This is a genomic window from Ensifer sp. Root1252, from assembly GCF_001425885.1.
Lineage (GTDB): Bacteria > Pseudomonadota > Alphaproteobacteria > Rhizobiales > Rhizobiaceae > Ensifer > Ensifer canadensis.
This window is the reverse complement of sequence record NZ_LMDT01000001.1, coordinates 286,524-311,188: the sequence shown is the minus strand read 5'-3', so window position 1 is coordinate 311,188 and position 24,665 is coordinate 286,524. Positions and strand designations below refer to the sequence as shown.

Annotated in this window: 28 protein-coding genes; 22 read left to right on the top strand and 6 right to left on the bottom strand. The window is 61.5% G+C overall.

Annotated elements, in window-relative coordinates:
• Positions 1-11: 11 nt before the first annotated feature.
• The 10 genes from ASD02_RS01520 to ASD02_RS01475 all read left to right on the top strand — a co-directional run bounded on the left by ASD02_RS01520 (position 12) and on the right by ASD02_RS01475 (position 10,526).
• The gene (locus ASD02_RS01520) at positions 12-2,300 is read left to right on the top strand and encodes a chemotaxis protein CheA (protein ID WP_025425898.1); all 2,289 of its coding nucleotides are present in this window, start codon (positions 12-14) and stop codon (positions 2,298-2,300) included.
• A gap of 5 nt (positions 2,301-2,305) precedes the next feature.
• Positions 2,306-2,776, top strand: a complete 471-nt coding sequence (locus ASD02_RS01515) for a chemotaxis protein CheW (RefSeq protein WP_025425899.1) — start codon at positions 2,306-2,308, stop codon at positions 2,774-2,776.
• The gene (gene cheR, locus ASD02_RS01510; RefSeq protein ID WP_057219908.1) at positions 2,773-3,681 is read left to right on the top strand and encodes a protein-glutamate O-methyltransferase CheR; all 909 of its coding nucleotides are present in this window, start codon (positions 2,773-2,775) and stop codon (positions 3,679-3,681) included. Before ASD02_RS01515 ends, cheR begins: the two co-directional genes overlap by 4 nt.
• On the top strand, positions 3,678-4,736 hold the full coding sequence (locus tag ASD02_RS01505; RefSeq protein WP_025425901.1) for a chemotaxis response regulator protein-glutamate methylesterase: 1,059 nt from the start codon (positions 3,678-3,680) through the stop codon (positions 4,734-4,736). The genes cheR and ASD02_RS01505 overlap by 4 nt, the downstream gene beginning before the upstream one ends.
• Positions 4,736-5,125 (top strand): response regulator, encoded by a 390-nt coding sequence (locus ASD02_RS01500; RefSeq protein ID WP_025425902.1) that lies wholly within the window; start codon positions 4,736-4,738, stop codon positions 5,123-5,125. Before ASD02_RS01505 ends, ASD02_RS01500 begins: the two co-directional genes overlap by 1 nt.
• Positions 5,122-5,676, top strand: a complete 555-nt coding sequence (cheD, locus tag ASD02_RS01495; RefSeq protein ID WP_025425903.1) for a chemoreceptor glutamine deamidase CheD — start codon at positions 5,122-5,124, stop codon at positions 5,674-5,676. Before ASD02_RS01500 ends, cheD begins: the two co-directional genes overlap by 4 nt.
• A gap of 72 nt (positions 5,677-5,748) precedes the next feature.
• Complete coding sequence (locus ASD02_RS01490) at positions 5,749-6,141, top strand: hypothetical protein (protein WP_025425904.1); 393 nt, start codon at positions 5,749-5,751, stop codon at positions 6,139-6,141.
• Positions 6,142-6,513: 372 nt separating this feature from the next.
• Positions 6,514-8,190: a flagellar basal-body MS-ring/collar protein FliF gene (gene fliF / locus ASD02_RS01485; protein WP_057204230.1), complete on the top strand. Its 1,677-nt coding sequence runs from the start codon at positions 6,514-6,516 to the stop codon at positions 8,188-8,190.
• An 839-nt stretch (positions 8,191-9,029) separates the two neighbouring features.
• On the top strand, positions 9,030-9,770 hold the full coding sequence (locus ASD02_RS01480; protein ID WP_025425906.1) for a helix-turn-helix transcriptional regulator: 741 nt from the start codon (positions 9,030-9,032) through the stop codon (positions 9,768-9,770).
• Between the two features lie 12 nt (positions 9,771-9,782).
• A complete protein-coding gene (locus ASD02_RS01475) occupies positions 9,783-10,526 on the top strand; it encodes a helix-turn-helix transcriptional regulator (RefSeq protein ID WP_025425907.1) in 744 nt (247 codons plus the stop codon).
• Between the two features lie 114 nt (positions 10,527-10,640).
• Here the strand turns inward: ASD02_RS01475 and ASD02_RS01470 are convergent, their stop codons facing one another.
• From ASD02_RS01470 to motA, 6 genes are all read right to left on the bottom strand, one after another.
• Positions 10,641-11,081, bottom strand: a complete 441-nt coding sequence (locus ASD02_RS01470; RefSeq protein ID WP_025425908.1) for a hypothetical protein — start codon at positions 11,079-11,081, stop codon at positions 10,641-10,643.
• Positions 11,082-11,086: 5 nt separating this feature from the next.
• A complete protein-coding gene (flhB, locus tag ASD02_RS01465) occupies positions 11,087-12,166 on the bottom strand; it encodes a flagellar biosynthesis protein FlhB (RefSeq protein ID WP_025425909.1) in 1,080 nt (359 codons plus the stop codon).
• A gap of 235 nt (positions 12,167-12,401) precedes the next feature.
• Positions 12,402-13,433, bottom strand: a complete 1,032-nt coding sequence (gene fliG / locus ASD02_RS01460) for a flagellar motor switch protein FliG (RefSeq protein ID WP_025425910.1) — start codon at positions 13,431-13,433, stop codon at positions 12,402-12,404.
• 29 nt (positions 13,434-13,462) lie between these two features.
• Positions 13,463-14,089 (bottom strand): flagellar motor switch protein FliN, encoded by a 627-nt coding sequence (fliN, locus tag ASD02_RS01455; protein WP_057204227.1) that lies wholly within the window; start codon positions 14,087-14,089, stop codon positions 13,463-13,465.
• A 60-nt stretch (positions 14,090-14,149) separates the two neighbouring features.
• Entirely contained in the window at positions 14,150-15,097 is a 948-nt protein-coding gene (locus ASD02_RS01450; RefSeq protein WP_025425912.1) for a FliM/FliN family flagellar motor switch protein, read from the bottom strand.
• Between the two features lie 4 nt (positions 15,098-15,101).
• Positions 15,102-15,980 (bottom strand): flagellar motor stator protein MotA, encoded by an 879-nt coding sequence (gene motA, locus ASD02_RS01445; RefSeq protein WP_025425913.1) that lies wholly within the window; start codon positions 15,978-15,980, stop codon positions 15,102-15,104.
• Positions 15,981-16,164: 184 nt separating this feature from the next.
• Here motA and ASD02_RS01440 point away from each other — a divergent pair, with 184 nt between their 5' ends.
• From ASD02_RS01440 to flgH, 12 genes are all read left to right on the top strand, one after another.
• Positions 16,165-16,944: a DUF1217 domain-containing protein gene (locus tag ASD02_RS01440; protein WP_025425914.1), complete on the top strand. Its 780-nt coding sequence runs from the start codon at positions 16,165-16,167 to the stop codon at positions 16,942-16,944.
• A gap of 2 nt (positions 16,945-16,946) precedes the next feature.
• Positions 16,947-17,672 carry a flagellar basal-body rod protein FlgF gene (gene flgF / locus ASD02_RS01435; RefSeq protein WP_025425915.1) on the top strand — a complete coding sequence of 242 codons (726 nt, stop codon included), beginning with the start codon at positions 16,947-16,949 and terminating at the stop codon, positions 17,670-17,672.
• 18 nt (positions 17,673-17,690) lie between these two features.
• Positions 17,691-19,091 carry a flagellar protein export ATPase FliI gene (gene fliI / locus ASD02_RS01430; RefSeq protein ID WP_057219906.1) on the top strand — a complete coding sequence of 467 codons (1,401 nt, stop codon included), beginning with the start codon at positions 17,691-17,693 and terminating at the stop codon, positions 19,089-19,091.
• On the top strand, positions 19,091-19,648 hold the full coding sequence (locus ASD02_RS01425; protein ID WP_025425917.1) for a hypothetical protein: 558 nt from the start codon (positions 19,091-19,093) through the stop codon (positions 19,646-19,648). The genes fliI and ASD02_RS01425 overlap by 1 nt, the downstream gene beginning before the upstream one ends.
• 173 nt (positions 19,649-19,821) lie before the next feature.
• Positions 19,822-20,202 (top strand): flagellar basal body rod protein FlgB, encoded by a 381-nt coding sequence (gene flgB, locus ASD02_RS01420; RefSeq protein ID WP_025425918.1) that lies wholly within the window; start codon positions 19,822-19,824, stop codon positions 20,200-20,202.
• A gap of 5 nt (positions 20,203-20,207) precedes the next feature.
• Positions 20,208-20,627, top strand: a complete 420-nt coding sequence (gene flgC / locus ASD02_RS01415; protein ID WP_025425919.1) for a flagellar basal body rod protein FlgC — start codon at positions 20,208-20,210, stop codon at positions 20,625-20,627.
• Positions 20,627-20,968 (top strand): flagellar hook-basal body complex protein FliE, encoded by a 342-nt coding sequence (locus ASD02_RS01410; protein WP_025425920.1) that lies wholly within the window; start codon positions 20,627-20,629, stop codon positions 20,966-20,968. The genes flgC and ASD02_RS01410 overlap by 1 nt, the downstream gene beginning before the upstream one ends.
• A gap of 11 nt (positions 20,969-20,979) precedes the next feature.
• Positions 20,980-21,768 carry a flagellar basal-body rod protein FlgG gene (gene flgG, locus ASD02_RS01405; RefSeq protein WP_025425921.1) on the top strand — a complete coding sequence of 263 codons (789 nt, stop codon included), beginning with the start codon at positions 20,980-20,982 and terminating at the stop codon, positions 21,766-21,768.
• 17 nt (positions 21,769-21,785) lie between these two features.
• Positions 21,786-22,298: a flagellar basal body P-ring formation chaperone FlgA gene (gene flgA / locus ASD02_RS01400; protein WP_025425922.1), complete on the top strand. Its 513-nt coding sequence runs from the start codon at positions 21,786-21,788 to the stop codon at positions 22,296-22,298.
• Positions 22,295-23,410, top strand: coding sequence for a flagellar basal body P-ring protein FlgI (locus ASD02_RS01395; protein ID WP_025425923.1), 1,116 nt, complete (start codon positions 22,295-22,297; stop codon positions 23,408-23,410). The genes flgA and ASD02_RS01395 overlap by 4 nt, the downstream gene beginning before the upstream one ends.
• A complete protein-coding gene (locus tag ASD02_RS01390; RefSeq protein ID WP_025425924.1) occupies positions 23,407-23,943 on the top strand; it encodes a MotE family protein in 537 nt (178 codons plus the stop codon). The genes ASD02_RS01395 and ASD02_RS01390 overlap by 4 nt, the downstream gene beginning before the upstream one ends.
• Positions 23,940-24,650 carry a flagellar basal body L-ring protein FlgH gene (flgH, locus tag ASD02_RS01385; RefSeq protein WP_025425925.1) on the top strand — a complete coding sequence of 237 codons (711 nt, stop codon included), beginning with the start codon at positions 23,940-23,942 and terminating at the stop codon, positions 24,648-24,650. Before ASD02_RS01390 ends, flgH begins: the two co-directional genes overlap by 4 nt.
• Positions 24,651-24,665: the final 15 nt, after the last annotated feature.

Below are 24,665 nucleotides of genomic sequence, written 5' to 3'. Positions count from 1 at the left end.
GATAGCCTCCAATGGATATGAACGAAATCAAAGAGATCTTCTTCCAGGAATGCGAGGAACAACTCGCCGAACTGGAATCGGGTCTGCTGAAGCTCAATGACGGCGACCGCGATCCGGAAACGGTCAATGCGGTGTTTCGCGCGGTGCACTCGATCAAGGGTGGCGCCGGCGCTTTCGGGCTCGACGACCTCGTCTCCTTCGCCCACGTGTTCGAGACGACACTTGATTGCGTTCGTTCCAACAGGCTCGACCCCGGTCCTGAGGTTCTGAAGGTGATGCTGAAGTCGGCCGACGTGCTCGCCGACCTGACGAACGCTGCCCGCGATGGCGGTAGCGTCGACGAGGCGCGCAGCCGCCAGTTGATCAAGGAACTCGAGGCGCTTGCCAACGGCGAGGTACCGCAGGCGTCGGCCGCTGCCGAGCCGGTCACCAAGGCCGCCCCGGTTGTAACGGCACCCGTCGCCAACGACGAAGGCTTCCAGCCCGTCGCGTTCTCCTTCGACGATTTCGAGGCAGACGAGCCGGCGCTGATGGAGATGCCGACCTACGAGATCGTCTTCAAGCCGAGATCCGATCTCTACGCCAAGGGCAACGAGGCAACGCTGCTTCTGCGCGACCTTTCCCGCCTTGGCGAGATGAGCATCCATTGCGACATGGACGCGCTTCCGGCGCTCGATCGCCTAAATCCGGAATCCGCCTACTTCTCCTGGAAGATCTCGTTGAAGACGGACAAGGGCGAGGACGCGATCCGCACCGTGTTCGAATTCGCCGAGTGGGATTGCGACCTCGAGATTTTGCTGGTCTCCGATGACACAGCCGCTCCGAGCGAAGAGCTGCCGATGCAGCCGGTGCCGTTCGACCTCTCGATCCTCGACGACGAGCCGGCTGTTTCGGTCGGCGTGATCGAGGAAGAAGAGCAGCTGGCAGCCCGGCAGGCGATCCGCGATGCGGCCGTCTCTGCCGCCGGCACGGCCAGCAACGTGCTGCAGATGGCCCAGTCGACCGCCCGTGCGCCTGTTGAAAAGTCGGCCGGTGCCGCCGCCAGTGCCGCGGCGCAATCCGCAGCCGCGCAGCAGGCAGCCGCATCCGCCGCGACACCGACCATCCGCGTCGATCTCGATCGCGTCGACCGCCTGATCAACCTCGTCGGCGAACTGGTGATCAACCAGGCGATGCTGTCGCAGAGCGTGGTCGAAAACGACGCCAACGGCACCTCGTCGATCAACATGGGCCTCGAGGAGCTGCAGCAGCTCACCCGCGAGATCCAGGACTCGGTGATGGCGATCCGCGCGCAGCCGGTAAAGCCGGTGTTCCAGCGCATGTCGCGCATCGTTCGCGAAATCGCCGACATGACCGGCAAGTCTGTCCGTCTCATCACCGAAGGCGAAAACACCGAAGTCGACAAGACGGTCATCGACAAGCTGGCCGAACCGCTGACGCACATGATCCGCAACGCCGTCGATCACGGCCTCGAAACGCCGGAGAAGCGTCTCGCCGCCGGCAAGAGCGCCGAAGGCACCGTGCGCCTGACGGCCAAGCACCGGTCGGGCCGCATCGTCATCGAGCTTGCCGACGACGGCGCCGGCATCAACCGCGAGAAGGTGCGCCAGAAGGCGATCGACAACGATCTGATCGCCGCCGATGCCAATCTCTCCGACGAGGAGATCGACAACCTGATCTTCCACGCCGGCTTCTCCACCGCCGACAAGATCTCCGACATCTCCGGCCGCGGCGTCGGCATGGACGTGGTCAAGCGCTCGATCCAGGCGCTCGGCGGCCGCATCAACATCTCCTCGAAGCCCGGCCACGGCTCGGTCTTCACCATGAGCCTGCCGCTGACGCTCGCCGTGCTTGACGGCATGGTGGTCACGGTCGCCAACCAGACGCTGGTGGTGCCGCTGACGGCGATCGTCGAGACCTTGCAGCCGGAAGCCGCCGCAATCCATTCGTTCGGCTCCAACCAGCGGCTGATATCGATCCGCAACTCCTTCTGCCCGCTGGTCGACGTCGGTCGCATCCTCAACTTCCGCGCCAGCCAGGCAAACCCGGTCGAAGGCGTCGCACTTCTGGTGGAATCCGAAGGTGGCGGCCAGCGCGCACTGATGGTCGACGCCATCCAGGGCCAGCGCCAGGTCGTCATCAAGAGCCTTGAGGCCAACTACACCCACGTGCCGGGCATCGCTGCGGCGACCATTCTTGGCGACGGTCGGGTGGCGCTCATCCTCGATGTCGACACGATCGTGGCCGCCTCGCGTGGCCATTCGCTGAAGGCTGAAATGTCTCTCGCTGCTGCTGGATGAATGCGATGACCTATGCCGCAAGGAATCTGACCACGGACGGACGAGAGCTGATTGCTTTCCGCGTCGGCGATCAGGAGTTCTGCGTGAACGTGATGTCCGTGCGCGAAATCCGCGGATGGACACCGGCGACTGCAATGCCGCATGCGCCGGCCTATATGCTCGGCATCATCAATCTGCGCGGCGCGGTGCTGCCGATCATCGATCTGTCGGCACGCCTCGGCATGAAGCCGGCCGAGCCGACCGTCCGCCATGTCATCATCGTCGCCCAGGTGAAGAACCAGGTCGTCGGCCTGCTGGTCGATGCCGTCTCCGACATACTGACGATTACCGATGACAAGATCCAGCCGACACCTGATGTCATCTCGTCCGAATTCGAAAGGAGCTTCGCCCGCGGCGTGCTCGCGATCGAAGGCCGGCTGATCTGCCTGATAGAACTCGAATCTGTCTTCCCGCAGGAAGAAAGGGAAGCAGCATGAGAAACCAGGCCATTCTGGAGCAGAAGCAGTCGCCCGATGAATGTTTGGCAAGCGGTGAGTATCCGCTGACGCGCCGCGATCTCAGTGAAATCGCAGCGATGATCTATGCCGATGCCGGCATCTATCTCAACGAGACCAAGGCATCGCTGGTCTATTCCCGCCTGTCGAAGCACATCCGCAACCTCGGTCTCAAGGGCTTCCGCGAGTACTGCCAGCTGGTCTCCTCGCCGGCAGGCGCTGCCGCCCGCCGCGACATGCTCTCGCATCTGACGACGAACTTCACCCGCTTCTTTCGCGAGAATCATCACTTCGAGCATCTGAAGACGGAGGTTCTGCCGGAGCTGATTGCCCGCGCCAAGGCCGGCGGTCGCGTGCGTATCTGGTCTGCGGCGTGCTCGGACGGGCAGGAGCCCTATTCGATCGCGCTGACGGTGCTGTCGCTGCTGCCGAACGCGGCCGATTACGACTTCCGCATTCTCGCGACCGATATCGACCCGAAGATCCTGACGCTGGCACGGGCCGGCGCCTATGATGCCACCGCGCTCGAAACGGTCAATCCGGCCATGCGCAAGCAATGGTTCGACGAGGTCAATGCCGGCGGCCGCTTCAAGTGGCAGATCGACGATCGCGTCAAGCGGCTCATCACCTTCAACGAGCTCAACCTGATGGCCCAATGGCCGTTCAAGGGGCCGTTCGATGTCATCTTCTGCCGCAACGTGGTGATCTATTTCGACGAGCCGACGCAGATGAAGATCTGGTCGCGTTTTGCCGGAATGCTCGGCACCAATGGACATCTCTACATCGGTCATTCCGAGCGCGTGTCGGGCGACGCCAAGTCGCAGTTCGACAATATCGGCATCACCACCTACCGCCATACCGGCAAGTTTCATGGAGGACGGGTATGACCGCACCCGCTCGCGTTCTCGTCGTCGACGACTCCGCCACCATGCGTGGCCTGATCACCGCAGTTCTCAATTCCGATCCCGGCGTGACCGTCGTCGGCCAGGCGGCCGATGCGATGGAAGCGCGCCAGGCGATCAAGCAGCTCGATCCCGATGTCGTCACGCTCGACATCGAGATGCCGAACATGAACGGCCTGGAATTCCTCGACAAGATCATGCGCCTGCGCCCGATGCCGGTCATCATGGTCTCGACGCTGACACACAAGGGTGCCGAGGCGACGATTGCAGCACTTGAAATCGGTGCGTTCGATTGCGTCGGAAAACCCCTTCCGGGCGATCCGAACCCCTTCGGCGATCTGATCGACAAGGTGAAGGCCGCAGCCCGCTCGCAGCGAAAGTTCATCATCACCGGCAACAAGGCGGCAGCGCCGACGGCGGCCAATGTCAACGGTGCCTCGGAATATCGGGCAGGGCGCAAGATCATCGCCATCGGCGCTTCCACCGGCGGCGTCGAGGCCCTGATCACCGTGTTGCAGAAGTTCCCGCCGAACTGCCCGCCGACTGTGATCACACAGCATATGCCGCACACCTTCACCAAGAGCTTTGCCGAGCGGCTCAATCGCCTGTGCGCACCGACGGTGCAGGAAGCAACCGATGGCGCACGCCTCGAAATCGGCAAGGTCTATCTGGCCCCGGGCGGCGAGCGCCACCTGCAGGTCTCCAATCCGACGGCGCCTTGCTGCCGTCTGGTCGATCGGGATCCGGTCAACGGCCACCGTCCTTCGGTCGACGTGCTGTTCGATTCGGTCGCCGAACTTGCCGGTCGCAATGCGATCGGCGTCATTCTGACTGGCATGGGCCGTGACGGCGCATCCGGTCTCCTGAAAATGCGGCATGCCGGGGCAAAGACCTTCGGACAAAACGAAAAGACGTGTGTCGTCTACGGTATGCCGAGAGTTGCCTATGAATTGGGCGCCGTCGAAACGCAGCTCCCCCTCGGTTCCATCGGGGAGGAGATACTGAAGACCGCGGCGTTCCGGAAGGAAGGAAGCGAATAATGTCCATCGCCGAAAAAATAAAAGTTCTGATCGTCGACGATCAGGTCACGAGCCGCCTGCTTTTGGGCGACGCCCTGCAGCAGCTGGGCTTCAAGCAGATCACCGCCGCCGGTGATGGGGAACAGGGCATGAAGATCATGGCCCAGAACCCGCATCACCTTGTCATCTCCGACTTCAACATGCCGAAGATGGATGGCCTTGGCCTGCTCCAGGCAGTGCGGTCGAACCCGGCTACCAAGAAGGCGGCCTTCATCATTCTGACGGCGCAGGGCGACCGCGCGCTGGTCCAGAAGGCGGCAGCGCTCGGAGCCAACAACGTGCTGGCCAAGCCGTTCACGATCGAAAAGATGAAGGCCGCGATCGAAGCCGTATTTGGGGCATTGAAATGAACATGGAAGCCGTCGGCAAGCGCGTGCATGTCATTCAGGGCGAGTACAAGGTCTTCAACGATCCCAATGTGGTGTTGTCGACCATTCTCGGTTCCTGCGTGGCCGCGTGCATGCGCGATCCCGTGGTCGGAGTCGGCGGCATGAATCATTTCCTGCTGCCGGGATCGGCGTCGTCGCCCGCTTCCGGCGGCGATGCGACCCGCTATGGGGTCCATCTCATGGAACTGCTGATCAACGGTCTGTTGAAGCAGGGCGCCCGGCGTGATCGGCTCGAGGCCAAGATCTTCGGCGGCGCCAAGACCATCGCCCGGTTTTCGAATGTCGGTGAGCAGAATGCCGCCTTTGCCCGGCAGTTCCTGCTTGACGAAGGCATCCGCATCGTCGGCGAGAGCACCGGCGGTGAACACGGCCGCAAGCTCGAATACTGGCCGTCGTCGGGACGCGCCCGTCAGTACGCACTGACAGGGGTGGAAACCCAGCGCACGGTCCAGCTGGAAGAGCGCCCGGTGATCGCGCCACGTCCGGTCGAAAGCTCCATCGAATTCTTCTGATCCTGCGGGGCATGCTCCGCAGGCGAACCACACGCCTGCACTATCGTCAGAAAAACCACGTGAGAACCGACAATGCAGACTGACTACCAGGGCCACATGCCGCACGTGGAAGAATCGCTGCCCGAAGTGTTGATGCGCGTCGTCACCGAACTTCACGACGTCGCCTATCTCATCGAACGGATCGAGCCTCAGCTGCTCGGCGGTCGGGGCGCCTCGGCACTCGACAATCGCGACGAGATGATGGTGCTGCAGGGCATCGATCTGGCCGTGCAGAAGACCCGCGGCCTGGCCGAGTTCATCGACACGATCACCGCCGTGATCCCCGATACCTGCCTCGTCGACGTGACCACGGCTGTTAGCCTGGTCAAGCTCGCCGACATGAAGAAGGCGCTGGGCAACGGCATGTTGCGTCACGGCCATTCGCAGCCGCTGACCAAGGCGGCGGGCGACTTTGAGGCGTTCTAAAGCCTTCCCAGGAAAAGTGCGGAGCGGTTTTCCGTCAGGGAACGCGTAAAAACAAAGAGAGCGTTTCCGCGCCCCGTTTAAGATGGACGCGCTCTTTTAAGATGGAAGCGCTCTGGCCTTTGGGCTGCATCGTCCGTCGGTGCAGCCAGATTTCTCTACAGCTATATCCCCCGATTTCCCCGAGACTGGCGGCGAAAGCCAAGTTCGCGCAAGTTTCGTTTCCTACGGTCCCGATCGGGGCTGATGGATTCGTGTGTGTTGGAAGTCGTTGCGGGGCACGCGACACCCACCAAACCCAAAATGTTGGAACTGCGCAGGGCGCTCGTCGGATGACCGGCTCGAATGTCCTGCGATACTGGGTGCGGAAACAGAATGAGTCTGTTGAATCAATTTTCGATGTTCACGAAGAACCTCGCCAGTCTGGGGCAAGGCAAGCTGATAGCGCTGGCGGCCGCCGGCATTGTCGCTGTCGGCATGGTCCTGGGGGCCGGTATCTACGTCAACAGGCCATCGTTCGAGACGCTCTATGTCGGGCTTGAGCGAAGCGACGTCACTCAAATCAGCATTGCGCTTGCAGAAGCCAACATCGACTTCAACGTCGGTGCGGATGGCGGCAGCATCCAGGTTCCCGTCGGCATGACCGGCAAGTCCCGTCTGCTCCTGGCCGAGCGCGGCCTGCCGAGCAGCGCCAATGCCGGCTACGAACTCTTCGACAATGTCGGCTCGCTCGGTCTGACCTCCTTCATGCAGGAAGTCACCCGGGTTCGCGCGCTTGAAGGCGAAATCGGCCGCACCATCCAGCAGATCTCCGGTATCGCCGCCGCCCGCGTCCACATCGTGATGCCTGAGCGTGGCAGCTTCCGTAAGGCAGACCAGAACCCGACCGCCTCGGTGATGATCCGCGCCAGCGCCACGGTCGGCCGCAATGCCGCAGCCTCCATCCGCCATCTCGTCGCCTCGTCCGTACCGGGGCTCGACTTCGATGACGTGACCATCCTCGATTCGACCGGCCAGCTTCTCGCCTCTGGCGACGATCCGGCCAACAGCGCCCTCAACCAGTCGCTGGGCGTGGTGCAGAATGTCCAGACCGAGCTTGAGAAGAAGATCGACAACGCGCTCGCCCCATTCCTCGGCATGGACAACTTCCGCACCAGCGTTACGGCTCGTCTGAACACCGACACGCAGCAGATCCAGGAAACGATGTTCGATCCGGAATCGCGCGTCGAACGCTCCACCCGTGTCACCAAGGAAGAGCAGAAGTCCAGCCAGCAGCAGCCGGACAATGCCGCAACCGTACAGCAGAACATCCCGCAGGCCGCTCCGCGCGGCGGTGCCGGCCCGCAGTCGAACGACCAGGCCGAGAAGAAGGAAGAACAGACCAACTACGAGATCAACAGCAAGACGATCGCCACCGTGAAGAACAGCTACACGGTCGAGCGCCTGTCGATTGCGGTGGTCGTCAATCGCGGCCGCCTTGCCGCCATGGTCGGTGAGCCGGTCGATCAGGCAAAGATCGATGCCTATCTTCAGGAGATGCAGAAGATCGTATCGTCAGCCGCCGGCATTGATGCGAACCGTGGCGACGTGGTGACGTTGAACGCCATGGACTTCGTCGAGACGCAGTTGCTTGACCAGGCCATCTCGGGTCCGGGTCTCATGGAGACGCTGACGCGCAATCTTGGCGGCATCATCAACGCGCTCGCCTTCGTCGTCGTCGCCTTCCTGGTGGTCTGGATGGGCATGCGGCCGCTGGCTCGGCAGCTCGGCCTTGGCGGAAGCTCCGGCCAGCTCGCCAACGAATCCGCCGGTCTCGAACTGCCCGATTTCTCCCCTGCGACAGCAGGTGCCGGTGGCGCCCTCATGGACGGCTTCGGCTCCGACTTCGGCTTCGACAGCACCGACGATCTGCTCAGCATGGGCGAAGACGCAGGCGCCTTCAACCGTCGCGTCAAGGAAGGACCGGAAAGGCGCCTTGCACGCATGGTCGAGATCAGCGAAGAGCGCGCCGCAAAGATCCTGCGCAAATGGGCTCTCGAGAAAGCCGCCTGATCACACACAGAAATCGTCTGATAGTGACAAATCCCGCCGCATCGGCGGGATTTTTCGTTTCGCAGGCGTTGCGGGTGCAGCGCTCTTGCCGTCGTGTCCCGTGCAAATATTGTGCGAGTCTCGGCGGTTGCCGGTATCGGCCGCTGAATCCACGGTAAGAATCGTTGTGCCGTCGCCCGAGTCATGGGTGCGGCCCGCGATTGTAATACTTTAACGAGATCTTAATTTTTAGATTCCGCCGTTGCTGCCCGGGTGCGGAAGGTGGGCCGGTTTACTGCGTCTGCCATCGTCAATACACAGATAAATTGGAATATAAATTGGGTTATTCGATAATAATTCTCGACGTATTCGAGTTTTATATATTGATAGACTGCGGTTGTTCGAGTGAATAATTGATGCATTTTCGCAACAGGCGTCAGTCGAAAGTAAAATTCGCCCCTGTTCGAAGCTTCTTCTGACTCTGGTGAATGACGAGATTTGGGCTGAATTTGTGCTCAGCGAGCCGCCCAGCGCTGCGCGAAATCGGTGCGTCAGCGGAGCAGGGGCAATTCGAACGGCAAAACTCTTTTAAATATCAACGCTATGTCAAAACATGTGCTGCGTGGTGCCCGGGATCGGACAATGCTGAAGCAGCATCTCGGCGAATCGTTTCATGAAAGGGTGGTGAAGTAAATAGCGAGAAGATGACGATGGTTTTTTTTGAGGACGGATGTACATTTTTAACATTGATTCGCGTCCTGAATTGCGACTGGTGGTGATATTCGGCTTGGGCCGGCTGTTGGCGGCGACAGTGCAAGCGCAGGTTCCAGGGCGGTGAATCCGGCACGGGGGCTGACATCATGGACATTTCGCAAGCAGACATAACTGTCTGGCCTTTGCCGACAGCGTCGACACGCCTACGCGGTGGTGGGCTTACGCGTGATCAGTTGTTTCGGCGGCTGGGCGACATGGCGGGGCGCGCCAACCTGGGAAGCGGGCTTGCGGCGCTGACCGAATATGTTGGCGCGAGCCATTATCTCCTGGCGCGATACGATCTATCGCAGGATAACGGGCTCGACTTCGTCGTCTGCTCGGATTGGCCGTTCGACATCGTCAGACGGCTTTCGGGCATCATCATCGGACTTCATGCCAAGACGACCGAGCTTGAAAAATGCCTCTCGGTGCTGCAGCCAGTGTTCTATTCGCTGCCCGACGACATCGACCTGCCACGGGGCATCAGCCGCGAATATTGCGCGGTCACCTTCAATGTCGGACGGCTGCGCTTCTCGTTGATGCTGCTCGTTCCCGAGGATGTGATCCTGTCGCAGGAGAGCCTGCGCGATGTGACCCTGCTTGCTGGATACCTCGCAAGCTTCACCACACGCGCCGAAGTGCGGCACGATCGCGACTTCGACTTGACCGACCGTGAACTGGAGTGCCTGTCCTGGATCGCCGAGGGCAAGACGAGCGAAGAGATCGCCGTCATTCTCGGGATCTCCCGCAACACAATCAACAACTACATCACCAGCGTCATGCGAAAGACAGCCACGCGAACCCGCTCCGAGGCGATCGCCTATGCCGTCCGCAACAACCTGGTCTGAGGGGCGAGACTGATGACCCATTTCCTCGCCAGTGGACGCAACGACGACGACCAGCGGCACAGCCGTAGCGGCAGGGCGGCGCGCGCGGCCACTCTGATCACACGATTGCAGGCGATGCAGCGTCAGATCAACGCCAAGCATTTCGCCGTCCTGCGGCTCAACGGCAAGGGTATGGGCGCGGTGCGCAAGCTGACCTGCGTGCTCGACAACTGGGGAGTTTCCTCGGAAGCGAACGCGCATGATCTCATAACTCTTTACGGCGACGAGTTGACGGCCCATCTCGACACATCGCTGCTGCCGGTGCTTTGGAATGGCTCGGGCGAACATCAGGCGGCGGAGATGTTCGAGTTCGGGCACTTCGGCCACCGTCTGAAAGCGCGCAAGCTACCCTATTCCGGCATTGCCTTTCCCGTGCGGCTCGGTGCGCAGGGCAATGGATATGTGGTCTTCGCCGGCAGCTATGTCGAAGCGACGACCGAGCAGGTGGTTGATCTGCATGGCCGTAGCTGCACGATCATGACAGACCTTCTGGCGGCTGACGAGAAGCGCATGGTGCGGCCGGAGACGCTGAGTGATCGTGAGATCGCCTGCCTGCAGATGGCCGGCGACGGCCATATCAGCGAAGAGATCGCCGAACGGATGGGGCTCTCCGTCCACACGGTGAACGCCTATCTCGGCGCCGCCACGACCAAGCTCGATTCGGTCAACCGTATTCAGGCGATCGCCAAGGCTATTCGCCTCGGCTACATCAGCTGAAGATCGGGCGACCCGGAGCATTTCCAGGAAAAGTGCGTAGCGGTTTTCCGTCAGGAAATGCGTAAAAACAATAATATAGATCGTTTCTACGGCTCCGTTTAAACCGGAAGCGCTCTAACACGCCAGAGGCAGTTCATAGGATTTGATGAACTTCGCTTCGGTCAGGCTCTTTGCAAGGAAGGCCGTGTTCTCGTCTGGATCCGCCGACGGGTTCTGGAAGGTGATGTGGCTGATCTCGATGCCGGCGGTGTCGTTGCCGAGCGAGAGGCGTACGTAGATGGTGACGCCGCGCGGCTTGAGCTCGAGATCGAGCACGATTTCTGGCTCGCTGTCCCAATCCAGATTGTAATTTCCGCCGAGACCGAAATTGACCGTTCCGGGCAGGAAATAGAGCTCGGCGGCCGATTCAACGAGGTCAGCGAGGCTGGCATAGGATTCGAACCGCAGGAGAGCGATGAAATCCGCGGCGTCGATGAGACGCAACTCGGTCGCCACTGGGCGGATCGCTTCGGCTACTATCTGTTCCCGTCTCTCGGAGAATTCGCACTTTTTCATCGGCGTTACGTCATCCGTTTTGGTTGCGATTGCGCATGCACCCTGTGAATGAGTTCGGCAACTGCCTTGTAAAACACGGGTGGAATCACACTATCGACCGAGACTTGTGCAAACATGGAGCGTGCAAGCGGTGGATCCTCGAAGACGGGAATGCCGTTCTTCTCTGCGATCTCGCGGATTTTGAGGGCAACGAGGTCCTGACCAAGGGCAACGACCACCGGTGCGTCGCTTTCTTCGCGGACATAACGCAGGGCAACGGCATAGTGGGTAGGGTTGGCGATCACCAGGGTTGCCCGTGGCACCGATGAAATCATGCGCTTGCGCGCCCGATCGCGCTGCATTGAGCGCAGGCGCGACTTGACGATCGGGTCGCCCTGCGCCTGCTTCATCTCCTCTTTTACTTCCTGCTTGGTCATCATCAGTTCGGTGTACCAATGGTGACGGGACCAGAAGAGATCGGCGATCGCCAAAACGGCGGTGGCCAGCATGATGACGATCATCACCTGGTTGAGATCGGACGTCATCGTCGAGAAGATCATAACCGGATCGGAGAACATCAGATCGAGCGTCGCGAAGTAGTCGTTCCAGAGAACCAGCACGACGAAGATCGACACGACGATGATCTTGAACAGCGACTTTCCGAACTCCACCAACCCTTGAACGCCGAAGATGCGCTTCAGGCCCGCCATCGGCGAAATCCGGTTCATCTTCGGCTGGATGCGATCGAGCACCGGACGCGGCAGGTTCTGAAAGATCGACGAGCCGACGCCGAAGACGATGAGCAGCACGAAGACGGGAACGAGCAGTGCTGTCGACTTCCACGCGAGGTGCGTCATCAACGCGACGACATCCGTGGCGTTGTTCAGTCGCCAGGCTTCCGGCTGCTCGAAAATGTCCTTGAGCGCCGCGGCAACCGTGCTGGCGCCGTCGGTCAGGAAGAACACGAAGAAGATGTAGATCGCCACCGTCGAGGCAAAGGTGGTCGCTTCGCGGGAGAAGGGCACGTTGCCCTTGTCGGCGGCGTCGGAGATCTTCTTCTCCGACGGGGATTCTGTTTTGCTGTCCTTATCCTGATCGTCCGACATGCGACAGGAAATCTCCCGACCGGTTTCCACAAGACAGCGCTGATCTTGCGCTGTTTGTAGTGAACCCGGAAACTAGGGCAGACAAGGGCTTCGCGGGGGCAATCATGCCGGGTCAACAGGAAATGCGGGGGCCGTCGATCTCTCCAAAACAGGAACGCGGGCCAAGGGCCCGCGTTGTGGTTCTACGATCAGGCTTAGCGCCGGTCCTTGAAAGGATACCCGGCGACCGGATGGATCAGGCGGCCTGCGCTTCCTTTTCCTTCAGCTCCAGCTGGCCGCTTGCGGCAAGGCGGATCGCCTCCTGGGTGATCGAGCGGCGGGCGATGGCGATGTCGCGCGGGTTGATGCCGGCATCGCCCATGGCAAGATCGGATTCGATCATGCGGCGCTGGCGTGCGCCGATGGAGGCGAGCACCGATTCGCGCAGGTCCGAGGTCGAACCGCGCAGCGCCATGGTGATGATGTCGGTCGAGACATCGTTGAACAGCTGAACGCGGCTGCGCTGCGGCATGTAAAGAACGTCGTCGAAGAGGAAGATCTTCGGGCGAACCTTCTTGGCCGATTCGGTGCTGAGAGATTCGAGCGAAGCGAGCAGCGTGTCGACCTGCGGCTTGTCGAGCTCGTTCATCACCTCGGCGATCTTGGTCGGACCGGCGGAATTGCGCTCGGCTTCCATCTCGCCGATCATTTCCATGACGCGGTTCTCGATGATCGACGCAGCCTTCGGGCTGACGTCCTTCATGTTGACGGCGCGCTTCAGGATATCCGGCCTCTGCTCTTCGGAGAGCTGCAGCAGGACCTTCGCGCCGAAGCTCGACGGCATCATCGACAAGACATAGGCAATGGTCTGCGGATGTTCCTTGGCCAGCTGCAGCGCAACCGCGACCGGGTCGCATTCCTGCAGTCGGTCCCAGATGTTGGCTTCGTAGGACTGGAAGGTGGCGCGGCGCCCGAGCAGGCCGTCGACTTCGTCCGGGGTCAGGCCTTCCTCGAGAATGCTCTCGATCGCCTTGGCATTGTCCATGAGGCCGGCGCCCTCGGTGAACAGGTCTTCGAATTCGTTGACCAGCGCTTCCAGTTCGTGGGGAGGGATGGCCCGCAGCGACTGCGCCGAAGCGATGATCGCCTGCAGCTCGCTCTGGGTGAAGAACTTCAGCAGCTTTCCGGCGACGGTCTTGCCCATCGCGAGCAGAACGGCTGCTGCCTTGTCGGTCTGGTTGAGAGGTCTGGAGAGTGCCTGAGCCTCAAAACTTTCGAAATCCATCATGGATTCATCCCTCGCCCAATGATTGGGTTCTATGACTTCTTGCTGCCCTTGATCTCGATGAGCTTGACGCCGAACCGGGTGTCGTCGCCTTCGAGAACGGTAATTTCACCACGGCCGATGATCCGGCCGTTGACCATGATTTCGACCGGTTCGCCGATCCGCCGGTCGAGCGAGATCGTCGCGCCTTCGGTCAGGTTCATGAGACCCGATACCTGCATTCGGCTGGTGCCGAGAACGATCTGAACATCGATCGGAATATCCATGATCAGGTCGAGATTGGCGGTCATGCCGCTGCCGGGCGGCGTGTCGGTGACGGTTTCACCGGCATCGAAGTCCGATGCGCCGAAATCGCTGGCGCCGAAGCTGCCGCCGCCGAAATCCGTGGTGGCCGGGGTCTCCGACAGATCGTTGCCAAAGGTGTCCGAACCGAAGTCGCCGCCAAAGGCGCCAAGACCATCGGCCGGAGCGGCGAAGTCGCCGCCGAATTCGCCTGCGCCACTGAGCGTGTCTACGCTGCCGAACTCGGCGCCGAAGCCAGCCGGCGCGTCCGTGTCTTTCTTGAGAACACCGCGCAGATCGTCGATCGCCTGGTCGAGTTCCATGTCTCCGACAGCGAGTGCGGCCTGTTCGTTGATTGGTGCTTTCTTGGGTGCCATGTGCGAACTATTCCAGTTGAAGCTTGCCTCAGGCCTACTGCCTGGCGACGGCGAGCCGAATTAACTCATGATGTGGCGAAGGATGTCCTGTTCGGAGCCGTGGGTATCCTTGACCCGCACGGTGTATTTCGCACCCGATCGGCCGAACTCGCAGACGTAGAGATCGCGGCCGTTGGCGTTCACGTCGACGCGAACGTCCTGGGCATCGTGGAAGGGAATGACGTCGCCGGCCCGGAGGCGGCTGATCGTCTCGAGTGTCAGGCTTTCAAGCCGGATGCGTGCCTCGATGGTGACGGCGGAGCGGCGAACCTGCTCCTCCATCTGTTCGGTCCATTCGGACTTCTGCTTGCGGTTCTGGCCGGCACCCTTCGGAAAGACGATCTGCGTCTTCAACAGCACGCTTTGCGGCACGATGATCGAGAAGGTCGACAAAACAGGGCCGAAACCGATCGTCATGTCGATCGCTGCCGCATGAACGTCCTCGACCGCAGGGTCGGGCTTGCCGCGGGAAGCACTGTTGTGGGCGCGGGCAACGATCGGCTCGAAGCCGCCCGACGCGTTGACGGCGGTGCGAAGCACGTCGGCGATCTTCTCGAAGATCGGTTGGGCGACGTCGATTTCGATCGGGGAAAGTGTGCGCGGTTGCGGCTCTTCGATATCGGTCGGCTCCGCGCCCAACAGCGCCTCGACCATGGTGATGATGATCGGGCTGTCGCAGCTGATCAGAAAGTCGGGGCACCAGTTGCGCAAGCAGATGTCGCTGATCAGCACGCCGTTGCCGAGCTCGGCGATCAGGCTGTTGCGCAGGCCGGTGCGGAAGCCCGCATAGCCGATGGCGATGTCGAGGCCGGTTTCCGCCTTGCAGATGTCGGGAAGGAATTCGCCGAACACCTGGCCGAGATCGAGCGCCACCCGGCCGATCGCGCGGTCGTCGCCGAGCGCGCCGGTCATGCGCGCCAGCAGTTTCCTGTCGAAGGGATGAACGTTTGTCGGTGTTCCTGATGTCATGGGATCAAGCCGCCTTGCTTTCGCTGCCGCCGCCGGGGTTCATCATCTCCTGCTCGACGGCGTCGATCGAAGGACGCTCATAGGCCGAAATCGTCTTGCGGCCGTATTCAAGCGCGACCTGCGGAACCGAGCCGTTCATGTAGGCAAGCAGCGTCTGCTTGACGATGATGTAGAGCCGGTTCTGTTTTTCGCGGACGGATTTGATGTTCGCGACCAGCGGAGCGACGATCGAGTAGGAGAGGAACACGCCGAGCAGGGTGCCGACGAGTGCGGCGGCGATCTTGGCGCCGAGAACCTCAGGCGCTTCGCTGATCGCGCCCATCGCCTTGATGACGCCGAGAACCGCCGCGACGATGCCGATCGCCGGGAAGGCGTCGCCCATGATCGTCAGCGCGTGGTAGGACTTCATCTTGTCGTGGGTGATCGTCTGGATTTCTTCATCCATCAGCGCCTCGATCTCATGCGAGCGGGCGTTGCCGATGATGATCAGGCGGACGTAGTCGCAGATGAAGGCCGTCAGTTCCTTGTTTTTCAGCACGGTCGGCGCCGACAGGAAGATCGAGGATTCTTCGGGGTTGTCGATGTGGCTTTCGATCTCGTTGCGCGACTTGGTTCTCAGATCGCGCATCAGCGAGTAGAGAACGCCGAGCGTGTCGAGATACTCCCGCTCCTTGGGAACCTTATGGCGAAACGCTTCGCCGAGAGCCTTTCCGGTATCCTTCACCACCTTCATGGAGTTGGCCATGATGAAGCCGCCGATACCGGCGCCGCCGATGATCAGCAGTTCGAAAGGCTGGTTGAGGACTTCCATGTGGCCGCCCATGGCCACGTAGCCGCCGAGAATACAGCCGAAAGTCACAAGAAGCCCGATGATGATGTTCATTTTCGATACCTGACACGATCCCATTTTCGTCTAACGGGATAAGGTTTCTTCCTTGCGTGAGGCTGGCCGTCGAAGCGGCGGAAATCATTGCGGTGGAACAGGTTCGCGCAAGCCAATCCGGTCAGGATTTGCTATGGCCGGCTCTCCAGTCGCGCCCGTCTCACTCCGCTAAGGGCGACCGATCGTGACCACGACCTATACGAGCTACAAGCTGATTACGGCCGACTTGGGCAAGTCGCTGGAGCGCGTCGCCGAGGAACCGGACGTCGCCCGCGAGACCGAATATTATCTTTCGAAGATCGGCGACATAAAAACGATCGACCAGTTTTTCGCTGACACGCGCCTCTACAACTATGCGATCAAGGCGCACGGTCTCGAAGACATGGGCTACGCCAAGGCCTTCATGCGCAAGGTCTTGACCGAGGGCGTCGACAACGAGGATGCCTTCGCCAACAAGTTGACCGACAGCCGCTACAAGCAGCTGGCCGAATCGCTGAATTTCGCCCTTCACGGCGAGGCGGCCACCTCCTTCGATCGCGCCCAGAAGGGCGTCGTCGACAAATACGCCCGCCAGACGCTCGAGCAGAGTGCCGGCGAGGAGAACGCCGGCGTGCGGCTCGCGCTCTATTTCGCCCGCATGGCGCCGTCGATATCAAGCGGTTACGCCATCATTGCCGACGAGGCGCTGGCGCAGGTGGTGCGCACCACGCTGCAGCTGCCCGACGAATTCGCCGGCACCGAGGTCGACCGTCAGGCGGCCGCCTATGAGGACGCAATCGACCTCAAGGACTTCCAGGATCCGGCCAAGCTGACGGACTTTCTCGATCGCTTTACGGCGCTTTGGGAAATCAACAATTCAACGGACGGTTACGACCCGCTTGCGGTTTTCGGCGCGTCGAGCGGCTACGGCATCTCTTCCGACCTGCTCCTGTCCATCAACAGCCTGAAACTCGGGGGACGCTGAACGTGCAGACCGGTCTTTACGTTGCGATTTCGTCGCAGATGGCGCTTGAAAAGCGTCTCAATACACTTGCCGACAATATCGCAAACTCGGGCACCGTCGGTTTCCGCGGCACGGAAGTGAAGTTCAACCAGATGCTCGGCGATACCAAGCCGACCAAGGTTTCCTACGTCAGCAAGGGCGAAGAGTTCCTCAATAGCAGCAACGGTTCGCTGACGCGCACCGGAGGCATGTTCGATTTTGCCGTCAAAGGCGATGCCTGGTTTCAGATCGACACGCCCTCGGGTCCGGCGCTGACGCGCGACGGTCGCTTCACGCTGACCGAAACCGGCGAACTGGTCACCATTCGCGGCTATCCGGTTCTCGACGCCGGCGGCGCGCCGATCCAGATCAATGGCTCGGGCGGCGACGTGACCGTCGGCGCCGACGGTGCCCTGCACCAGAACGGTGTCGCGGTCGCCTCGCTCGGCCTCTACCAGGCCGACTTCAGCAAGGGCTTCATGCGCCTCGACAACAGTGCGGTGCTTCCGGCGGTACAGCCGGAACCGGTCGTCGATCGCTTCGATGTCGGCGTCATGCAGGGGTTCCTCGAAGAATCCAACGTCAACGCCATCGCGGAAATGTCGCAGCTGATCATGGTCACCCGCGCGTTCGACAACATCACCGCGCTGATGCGTGACAGCGAAGGGTCGCTCGACGAAGCGATCAAGACGCTCGGTGGCAGCCGCTAAGGCGTGACGGGAAACGGTATGGAACGCGAAGGCCTGAAGACGAGCGCCGCATCGACATCGCTGGCTGCCCTTGCCGGCCTGGTCGAACGCTACGCCAAACCTGAACATTCGATTGCGCCGGGCGGCCACGTCCAGACGATCTCTCCGGGCCACTATACGGTGACCGGCCTGTCGCGACATGTCCGGCTCGGCGATTTCGTCGCGCACAAGAGTTCGACTGGAACGCATCTCGGCGAAGTGGTGCGCGCCGAGCCTGAACGCGTGGTCGTCTGCCCGATCGAGCCGGGCGATCCGATCGGCATCCACGATACAGTCATCCGCAAGGGCGCCTTCCGCATCGCGCCGACCGACCAATGGTGCGGCCGGGCGATCAACGCGCTTGCGGAGCCGATCGACGGCCTCGGTCCGCTGCTGCAGGGCGACGTCCGCCGCTCGATTTCCAACACGGCACCGCCGTCGATGACCCGCAAGCGTGTGGAGCAGGGGTTCCGCACCGGTGTGCGGGCGATCGATATCTTTTCGCCGCTCTGCCTCGGACAGCGCCTCGGCATTTTTGCCGGTTCCGGTGTCGGCAAATCGACGCTGCTGTCGATGCTTGCGCGCGCCGATGCCTTCGACAAGGTGGTCATCGCGCTGGTCGGCGAACGCGGCCGCGAAGTGCGCGAATTCATCGAGGACACGCTCGGCGACAATCTTTCCAAATCGGTTGCCGTTGTCGCGACCAGCGACGAAAGCCCGATGCTGCGCAAGATGGCGCCGCTGACCGCCGTCACCATTGCCGAGCACTATCGTGACAACGGCGACAACGTGCTGTTGATCGTCGACAGTGTCACCCGTTTCGCCCATGCGATCCGCGAAGTGGCGACCGCATCAGGCGAGCCGCCGATCGCCCGCGGCTATCCGGCCTCGGTCTTTACCGAATTGCCGCGCCTGCTTGAGCGTGCTGGTCCCGGCGCTGAGGGCGCCGGCACCATCACTGCGATCATCTCGATCCTGGTGGACGGCGACAACCACAACGATCCCATCGCCGACTCGACGCGCGGCATTCTCGATGGGCACATCGTGCTCGAACGCAGCCTGGCGGAAGAAGGCCGCTATCCGCCGATCAATCCGCTGGCGTCGATCTCCCGTCTGGCACGCAAGGCTTGGACGCCGGACCAGGAAAAGCTGGTGTCGCGGCTGAAGGCGCTGATCCACCGCTTCGAGGAAACCCGCGACCTGCGCCTGATCGGCGGCTATCGCCCGGGTGGCGATCCCGATCTCGACATGGCGATCAAGCAGGTGCCGGTGATCTACGACGTGCTGACACAGACGGCGAGCGAGCCGCCGACGCAGGATGCTTTTTCCGATCTTGCCGGTGCGCTGAAGGCAGCGGCAATGGGCAATCAGCCGGGTGCTGCAGGGATGAGGCCGAGGTGATGGGTGTGACCGACTACGACGCCGACGAAACGATCCGCCAGCGCAAGCGCGAATCCGGCATGCCGATGATCGACAAGGCGCTGGCCGCAACCGGCATCATGCTGGCGGCCCTTGCGACCTTCTTTCCCTGGTACGCCTTTTTCAATCAGGACAAGTTCACGATGCCGCCGTTGTGGCAGGGCTCGACGCGTGATCTGCCGGAGAAGCCAGCGCGTAGCGTCCTGTCAGTATCGCCGTTGGCAATGTCCGATATGGACGGAGAAACCGTCGCGGCAATCGACCAACTGACGACGGCGACCGTTCCAAGCCTTGGCGGCGGCCCGGCCGTCGAGGGGACCGCTCCGAAGGAGGGGCTCGAGCAGCCATTCCCAGGCAAATCCGGCTTCAAGCTGATGCATGTCGCCAACGGTCGGGCTCTGATCGAGGATACGACCGGCATGTATATCGTGCGCATCGGTTCGATCCTGCCGGACAACAGCCGGCTGGCGACGCTTGAAGAGCGCGATGGCCGCTGGGTGATGATCACGTCGGGCGGCGAGGTCTACCAGGCCGACTGACCGGCCCCCATTTTCCGATCGTTCTTCTCCGTTGCGGGTTCGTCACTGTCCGCAACGGATAATGTCCTGCGTGTTTTGGATGCGTTCCGGCATCAGCACCAAGCTCGTTTCCGACGACAAGTCCCACGCAAGATTACCGACCTAGGTTCGCATCACCAAGCATGGAGCTTTTGATGCAACCGATTCAGCTTTTCGAACTCGCGTCCCGGCAGGCCCAGTGGCTGACCGTCCGCCAGAACGTGGTGGCCGGCAACATCGCCAACGCGAATACGCCGCACTACAAGGCCAAGGACGTCAAGCCGTTCGAAAGCGTGTTGGAAAGCACCGGCATCCAGATGGCCGCGACCCACAAGGCGCACTTCACCGAGAGCCTCGAAGCCTCGCAGGTGGCTGAGGTCGGCATGCTTGACGGCGTTCAGATCCAGCAATCCGGCAACAGCGTCGCGATCGAGCAGGAAATGATGAAGACCGGTGAGATCAAGCGCGACTACGAGCTCAGTGCCGGGCTCGTCAAAGCGTTTCACCGTATGATGCTCATGACGGTACGGAAGTAACAACCATGGATCCTTTGACTTCGGCCATGAAGGTCTCGGCCTCCGGTCTGCAAGCAGAATCGACCCGCCTGCGCATCGTTTCCGAAAACATCGCCAATGCACGCTCCTCCGGCGACGCACCCGGCGCCGACCCGTACCGGCGCAAGACCATCAGCTTTGCAGCCGAGGTCGACAGGGCCAGCGGCGCATCGCTCGTCGAGATCGAGCGGCTCGGCACCGATGATTCTGACTTCACCATCGAGTTCGACCCGGGCAATCCGGCCGCCGACGAGAAGGGCATGGTCAAGATGCCGAACGTCAACATCCTGGTTGAAATGGCCGACATGCGCGAAGCCAACCGCGCCTATGAGGCCAACCTGCAGACGATCAAGCAGTCGCGCGACCTGGTTTCCCAAACAATCGACCTGTTGAGAGCATCACAATAATGATCGACGCAATTAATTCTGTCGGCGCATTTTCGGTCATGAAAGAGGCCGAAGGTACCCGCCTTACGTCCTCTTCGTCGTCGGTCTTCGGTGCGGCCAGCGCCACCCCGGCGGCCCCGCAATCCCAGAGCTTTGCCTCGGTTCTCGGCGACATGGCGACCGACGCTATCGGCGCGATGAAGAAAGCCGAAGGCGCATCGCTCGACGGCATCCGCGGCCAGGCCAACACCCGTGAAGTCGTCGATGCGGTGATGAACGCCGAACAGTCACTCCAGACCGCAATCGCGATCCGCGACAAGGTGGTGACCGCCTACCTCGAAATCGCGCGCATGCAGATCTGAAGGAACGAGACATGAAGGCCCTTTCCATTGCCGCAACCGGCATGAACGCCCAGCAGCTGAACCTCGAAGTGATCGCGAACAACATCGCGAACATCAACACCACCGGCTACAAGCGTGCCCGCGCAGAGTTTTCCGACCTGCTTTATCAAACCGAGCGCGCCCAGGGCGTGCCGAACCGCTCCAACCAGGCGATCGTTCCGGAAGGTGCGATCATCGGTCTCGGCGTCCAGACGGCCGCCGTGCGCAACCTGCATATCCAGGGCAGCCTGGTCAGCACCGGCAACGACTACGACCTCGCGCTGGTCGGCCGTGGCTGGTTCCAGGTCGAAACGCCCGATGGCGAGACGGTCTATACCCGTGCGGGCGCCTTCAACAAGAATGCCCAGGGCCAGCTGGTGACGATCGACGGCTACACCGTCGTGCCGGGCGTCACCGTTCCGCAGGACGCCACCGAAATAGCCTTCACCAGCTCCGGCCAGGTAATGGTGCGCATCGGTAACGATCCGGCGATGCAGGAAATCGGCCAGCTGACGGTTGCCAACTTCGTCAATGAAGCGGGTCTCGAGCCGCAGGGCGAAAACCTGTTCAAGCAGACGCCGGCCTCCGGCGAGCCGATCGTCGGCACGCCGGCTGATCCGGGTTTTGCGCTGATCAAGCAGAAGTATCTCGAAGCGTCGAACGTCGATCCGGTCAAGGAAATCACCGACCTGATCTCGGCCCAGCGCGCCTATGAGATGAACTCCAAGATTATCCAGGCCGCCGACGAGATGGCGGCTACGGTGAGCAAGAACCTCAGATAACGGAAGAGGGGGCAAACATGACGTTTCGCCGAGCCGCAGGAATGACAGCTCAGAAGGACGGTTCCGCGCCAAGGGCGCGGCACGTGGTGGCGGGCATTTTGCTCGCCGCCGCTTTCCTGTCGCCTTCGGCAGGCTTTGCGGAACGGCTGACGGCAGTCATCCCCAAGCAGACGATTTACCCAGGCGAAGCGATCGACGCGAGCCGGGTCGAGATCGTTGATGTGACCAATCCCGATCTGACGGATGGTTATGTCAGGACGTTGAGCGAGATCGACGGCAAGGTAAGCAAGCGCACGCTGCTCCCCGGCCGCGTCATCCTGGCCTCCGCGCTGCGCGAGCAATATGCGGTCGAGCGCGGCTCCACCGTCCGTCTGATCTTCAGCAATGGTGGTCTCACCATCAGCGCGGCCGGTTCGCCCCTTCAGGACGCCGCGGTCGGCGATCTGATCCGGGCTCGCAACATTGATACTGGCGTTATCGTTTCCGGAACGGTGATGGCCGACGGCACGATACATGTGGTGGCGAAATGAAAATGCTTGCCTGCAAATGGTTCCTGACGCTGGCCGTCGCGCTGTCCACAGCGATGACGCCCGCCTTTGGCGCGTCGCGAATCAAGGACGTTGCCTCGCTGCAGGCCGGCCGCGACAACCAGCTCATCGGCTACGGCCTCGTCGTCGGCCTTCAGGGAACGGGTGACAGCCTGCGCGCGTCGCCGTTTACCGATCAATCGATGCGCGCCATGCTGCAGAACCTCGGCATTTCGACCCAGGGCGGAGAATCGCGCACGCGCAATGTCGCCGCCGTTCTCGTCACGGCGAACCTGCCGCCCTTTGCCAGCCCCGGCAGCCGCGTCGACGTGACCGTCGGATCGCTTGGCGATTCCACCTCCCTGCGCGGTGGTACCCTGGTGATGACCTCGCTCTCGGGCGCCGACGGCCAGATTTATGCGGTCGCGCAAGGGTCGGTCGTCGTCACCGGTTTCAATGCGCAAGGCGACGCGGCAACGCTCAACCAGGGCGTCACGACGTCAGGGCGCGTGCCGAACGGCGCCATCATCGAGCGCGAGCTACCGTCGAAATTCAAGGACGGCTTCAACCTCGTGCTGCAGCTGCGCAACCCCGACTTCTCCACCGCGGTCGGCATGGCCGCGGCGATCAACAAATATGCCGCGGCGCGATATGGCGGCCGCATCGCCGAAGCCCGGGATTCGCAGGCCGTTCTCGTCGAAAAGCCGAAGATGGCCGACCTTGCGCGGCTGATGGCGGAGATCGAGAACATCGTCATCGAAACGGACGTCCCTGCAAGGGTCGTCATCAACGAACGCACGGGCACGATTGTCATCGGTCAGGACGTGCGCGTCAACGAGGTGGCCGTCAGCTATGGCACCTTGACAGTGGAGGTCAGCGAGACGCCGACGGTGGTTCAGCCGCTGCCGTTCGCGCGCGGCCAGACGGCGATGGAGCCGAACACCACCATCGATGCTCAATCCGACGGCGGCACGGTCGCCATTCTCAATGGGTCCAGTTTGCGGTCGCTCGTTGCCGGTCTCAATAACATCGGCGTCAAGCCGGACGGCATCATCGCCATCCTGCAGAGCATCAAGACGGCCGGGGCCCTTCAGGCGGAGCTTGTCCTGCAATGATGAACATCGACCGCCTTCTCGGAAGATCCCGCAACATCCTGCTCGCATCGGTTGCCGTCGCGTCGATGCTGGCGATGCCCGGCGCCTTCGCCCAGGACGTCACCGCGCCGCCCGCCAGCAACGCCACAGCCAACGAAATCCAGCAGTTCTGCACCAACATCGCCGATGCTGCCCGCGACCAGCGCTACGTGCTGCAGCGCAAGGAACTCGAGGCTCTTCAGGCGAATGTCGACGACCGGATCGCGACGCTCGAAAAGCGGCGCGAGGAGTATGAAGACTGGCTGAAGCGCCGCAACGACTTCCTCAAGCAGGCCGAGATTGGCCTCGTCGGCATCTACAAGACGATGAAGCCGGATGCTGCCGCGGGCAAACTTGAATTGGTCCGTCCGGAGATTGCCGCCGCGATCGTCATGCAGCTGCCGGCGCGGCAGTCGTCGCTGATCCTCAGCGAGATGAGCGACGAGAAGGCCGCCATCCTGACCAACATCATCTCGAGTGCCAGCGATCCGAACACCTCGAAGGAACCATCATGAAAATGCGTCTAACGGCCATATTGGCCGCGGGCCTCCTCGCAGGATGTCAGAACCAGGCCATCAACGAGATCGGCCGTGCCCCCGCCATGAGCCCGATCGGCAGCGGTCTGCAATATACCCAGACACCGCAGCTGGCGATGTATCCCAAGGAGCCGCGCCATGTCGCCAACGGTTTCTCGCTCTGGAACGACCAGCAGTCGGCGCTCTTCAAGGATGCACGCGCGCTTAACGTCGGCGACATCCTGACGGTCGAGATCGCCATCAACGACAAGGCGTCGTTCGACAACAAGACCGATCGCAGCCGCAAGAACACCAGCGGCTTCAACATCGGCGCGAGCGGGCAGTCGGAAGCCAGCAGCTTTGGCTGGTCGGGTGACCTGAAATACGGCTCGAACACCAAGACCGAAGGCGACGGCTCGACCGAGCGGGCCGAAAAGCTCCAGCTGCTTGTCGCGGCAGTCGTCACCGGCGTGCTCGAAAACGGCAACCTTCTGATCAGCGGTTCGCAGGAAGTTCGCGTCAACCAAGAGCTTCGCATCCTCAATGTCGCTGGTATCGTGCGCACGCAGGACGTCGACTCCGAGAACGTGATCTCCTACGACCGGATTGCCGAGGCACGCATTTCCTACGGTGGTCGCGGCCGCCTGACCGAAGTGCAGCAGCCGCCTTACGGCCAGCAGATCATGGACCTGATTTCGCCGATCTGATCGGCAGGGAATGGC

Excerpts from the sequence above, each read along its gene's own strand:
- ASD02_RS01520 (WP_025425898.1), top strand. The coding sequence starts at position 12 with ATGGATATGAACGAAATCAAAGAGATCTTCTTCCAGGAATGCGAGGAA.
- ASD02_RS01515 (WP_025425899.1), top strand. The coding sequence starts at position 2,306 with ATGACCTATGCCGCAAGGAATCTGACCACGGACGGACGAGAGCTGATT.
- cheR (WP_057219908.1), top strand. The coding sequence starts at position 2,773 with ATGAGAAACCAGGCCATTCTGGAGCAGAAGCAGTCGCCCGATGAATGT.
- ASD02_RS01505 (WP_025425901.1), top strand. The coding sequence starts at position 3,678 with ATGACCGCACCCGCTCGCGTTCTCGTCGTCGACGACTCCGCCACCATG.
- ASD02_RS01500 (WP_025425902.1), top strand. The coding sequence starts at position 4,736 with ATGTCCATCGCCGAAAAAATAAAAGTTCTGATCGTCGACGATCAGGTC.
- cheD (WP_025425903.1), top strand. The coding sequence starts at position 5,122 with ATGAACATGGAAGCCGTCGGCAAGCGCGTGCATGTCATTCAGGGCGAG.
- ASD02_RS01490 (WP_025425904.1), top strand. The coding sequence starts at position 5,749 with ATGCAGACTGACTACCAGGGCCACATGCCGCACGTGGAAGAATCGCTG.
- fliF (WP_057204230.1), top strand. The coding sequence starts at position 6,514 with ATGAGTCTGTTGAATCAATTTTCGATGTTCACGAAGAACCTCGCCAGT.
- ASD02_RS01480 (WP_025425906.1), top strand. The coding sequence starts at position 9,030 with ATGGACATTTCGCAAGCAGACATAACTGTCTGGCCTTTGCCGACAGCG.
- ASD02_RS01475 (WP_025425907.1), top strand. The coding sequence starts at position 9,783 with ATGACCCATTTCCTCGCCAGTGGACGCAACGACGACGACCAGCGGCAC.
- ASD02_RS01470 (WP_025425908.1), bottom strand. The coding sequence starts at position 11,081 with ATGAAAAAGTGCGAATTCTCCGAGAGACGGGAACAGATAGTAGCCGAA.
- flhB (WP_025425909.1), bottom strand. The coding sequence starts at position 12,166 with ATGTCGGACGATCAGGATAAGGACAGCAAAACAGAATCCCCGTCGGAG.
- fliG (WP_025425910.1), bottom strand. The coding sequence starts at position 13,433 with ATGATGGATTTCGAAAGTTTTGAGGCTCAGGCACTCTCCAGACCTCTC.
- fliN (WP_057204227.1), bottom strand. The coding sequence starts at position 14,089 with ATGGCACCCAAGAAAGCACCAATCAACGAACAGGCCGCACTCGCTGTC.
- ASD02_RS01450 (WP_025425912.1), bottom strand. The coding sequence starts at position 15,097 with ATGACATCAGGAACACCGACAAACGTTCATCCCTTCGACAGGAAACTG.
- motA (WP_025425913.1), bottom strand. The coding sequence starts at position 15,980 with ATGAACATCATCATCGGGCTTCTTGTGACTTTCGGCTGTATTCTCGGC.
- fliI (WP_057219906.1), top strand. The coding sequence starts at position 17,691 with ATGGAACGCGAAGGCCTGAAGACGAGCGCCGCATCGACATCGCTGGCT.
- ASD02_RS01425 (WP_025425917.1), top strand. The coding sequence starts at position 19,091 with ATGGGTGTGACCGACTACGACGCCGACGAAACGATCCGCCAGCGCAAG.
- flgB (WP_025425918.1), top strand. The coding sequence starts at position 19,822 with ATGCAACCGATTCAGCTTTTCGAACTCGCGTCCCGGCAGGCCCAGTGG.
- flgC (WP_025425919.1), top strand. The coding sequence starts at position 20,208 with ATGGATCCTTTGACTTCGGCCATGAAGGTCTCGGCCTCCGGTCTGCAA.
- ASD02_RS01410 (WP_025425920.1), top strand. The coding sequence starts at position 20,627 with ATGATCGACGCAATTAATTCTGTCGGCGCATTTTCGGTCATGAAAGAG.
- flgG (WP_025425921.1), top strand. The coding sequence starts at position 20,980 with ATGAAGGCCCTTTCCATTGCCGCAACCGGCATGAACGCCCAGCAGCTG.
- flgA (WP_025425922.1), top strand. The coding sequence starts at position 21,786 with ATGACGTTTCGCCGAGCCGCAGGAATGACAGCTCAGAAGGACGGTTCC.
- ASD02_RS01395 (WP_025425923.1), top strand. The coding sequence starts at position 22,295 with ATGAAAATGCTTGCCTGCAAATGGTTCCTGACGCTGGCCGTCGCGCTG.
- ASD02_RS01390 (WP_025425924.1), top strand. The coding sequence starts at position 23,407 with ATGATGAACATCGACCGCCTTCTCGGAAGATCCCGCAACATCCTGCTC.
- flgH (WP_025425925.1), top strand. The coding sequence starts at position 23,940 with ATGAAAATGCGTCTAACGGCCATATTGGCCGCGGGCCTCCTCGCAGGA.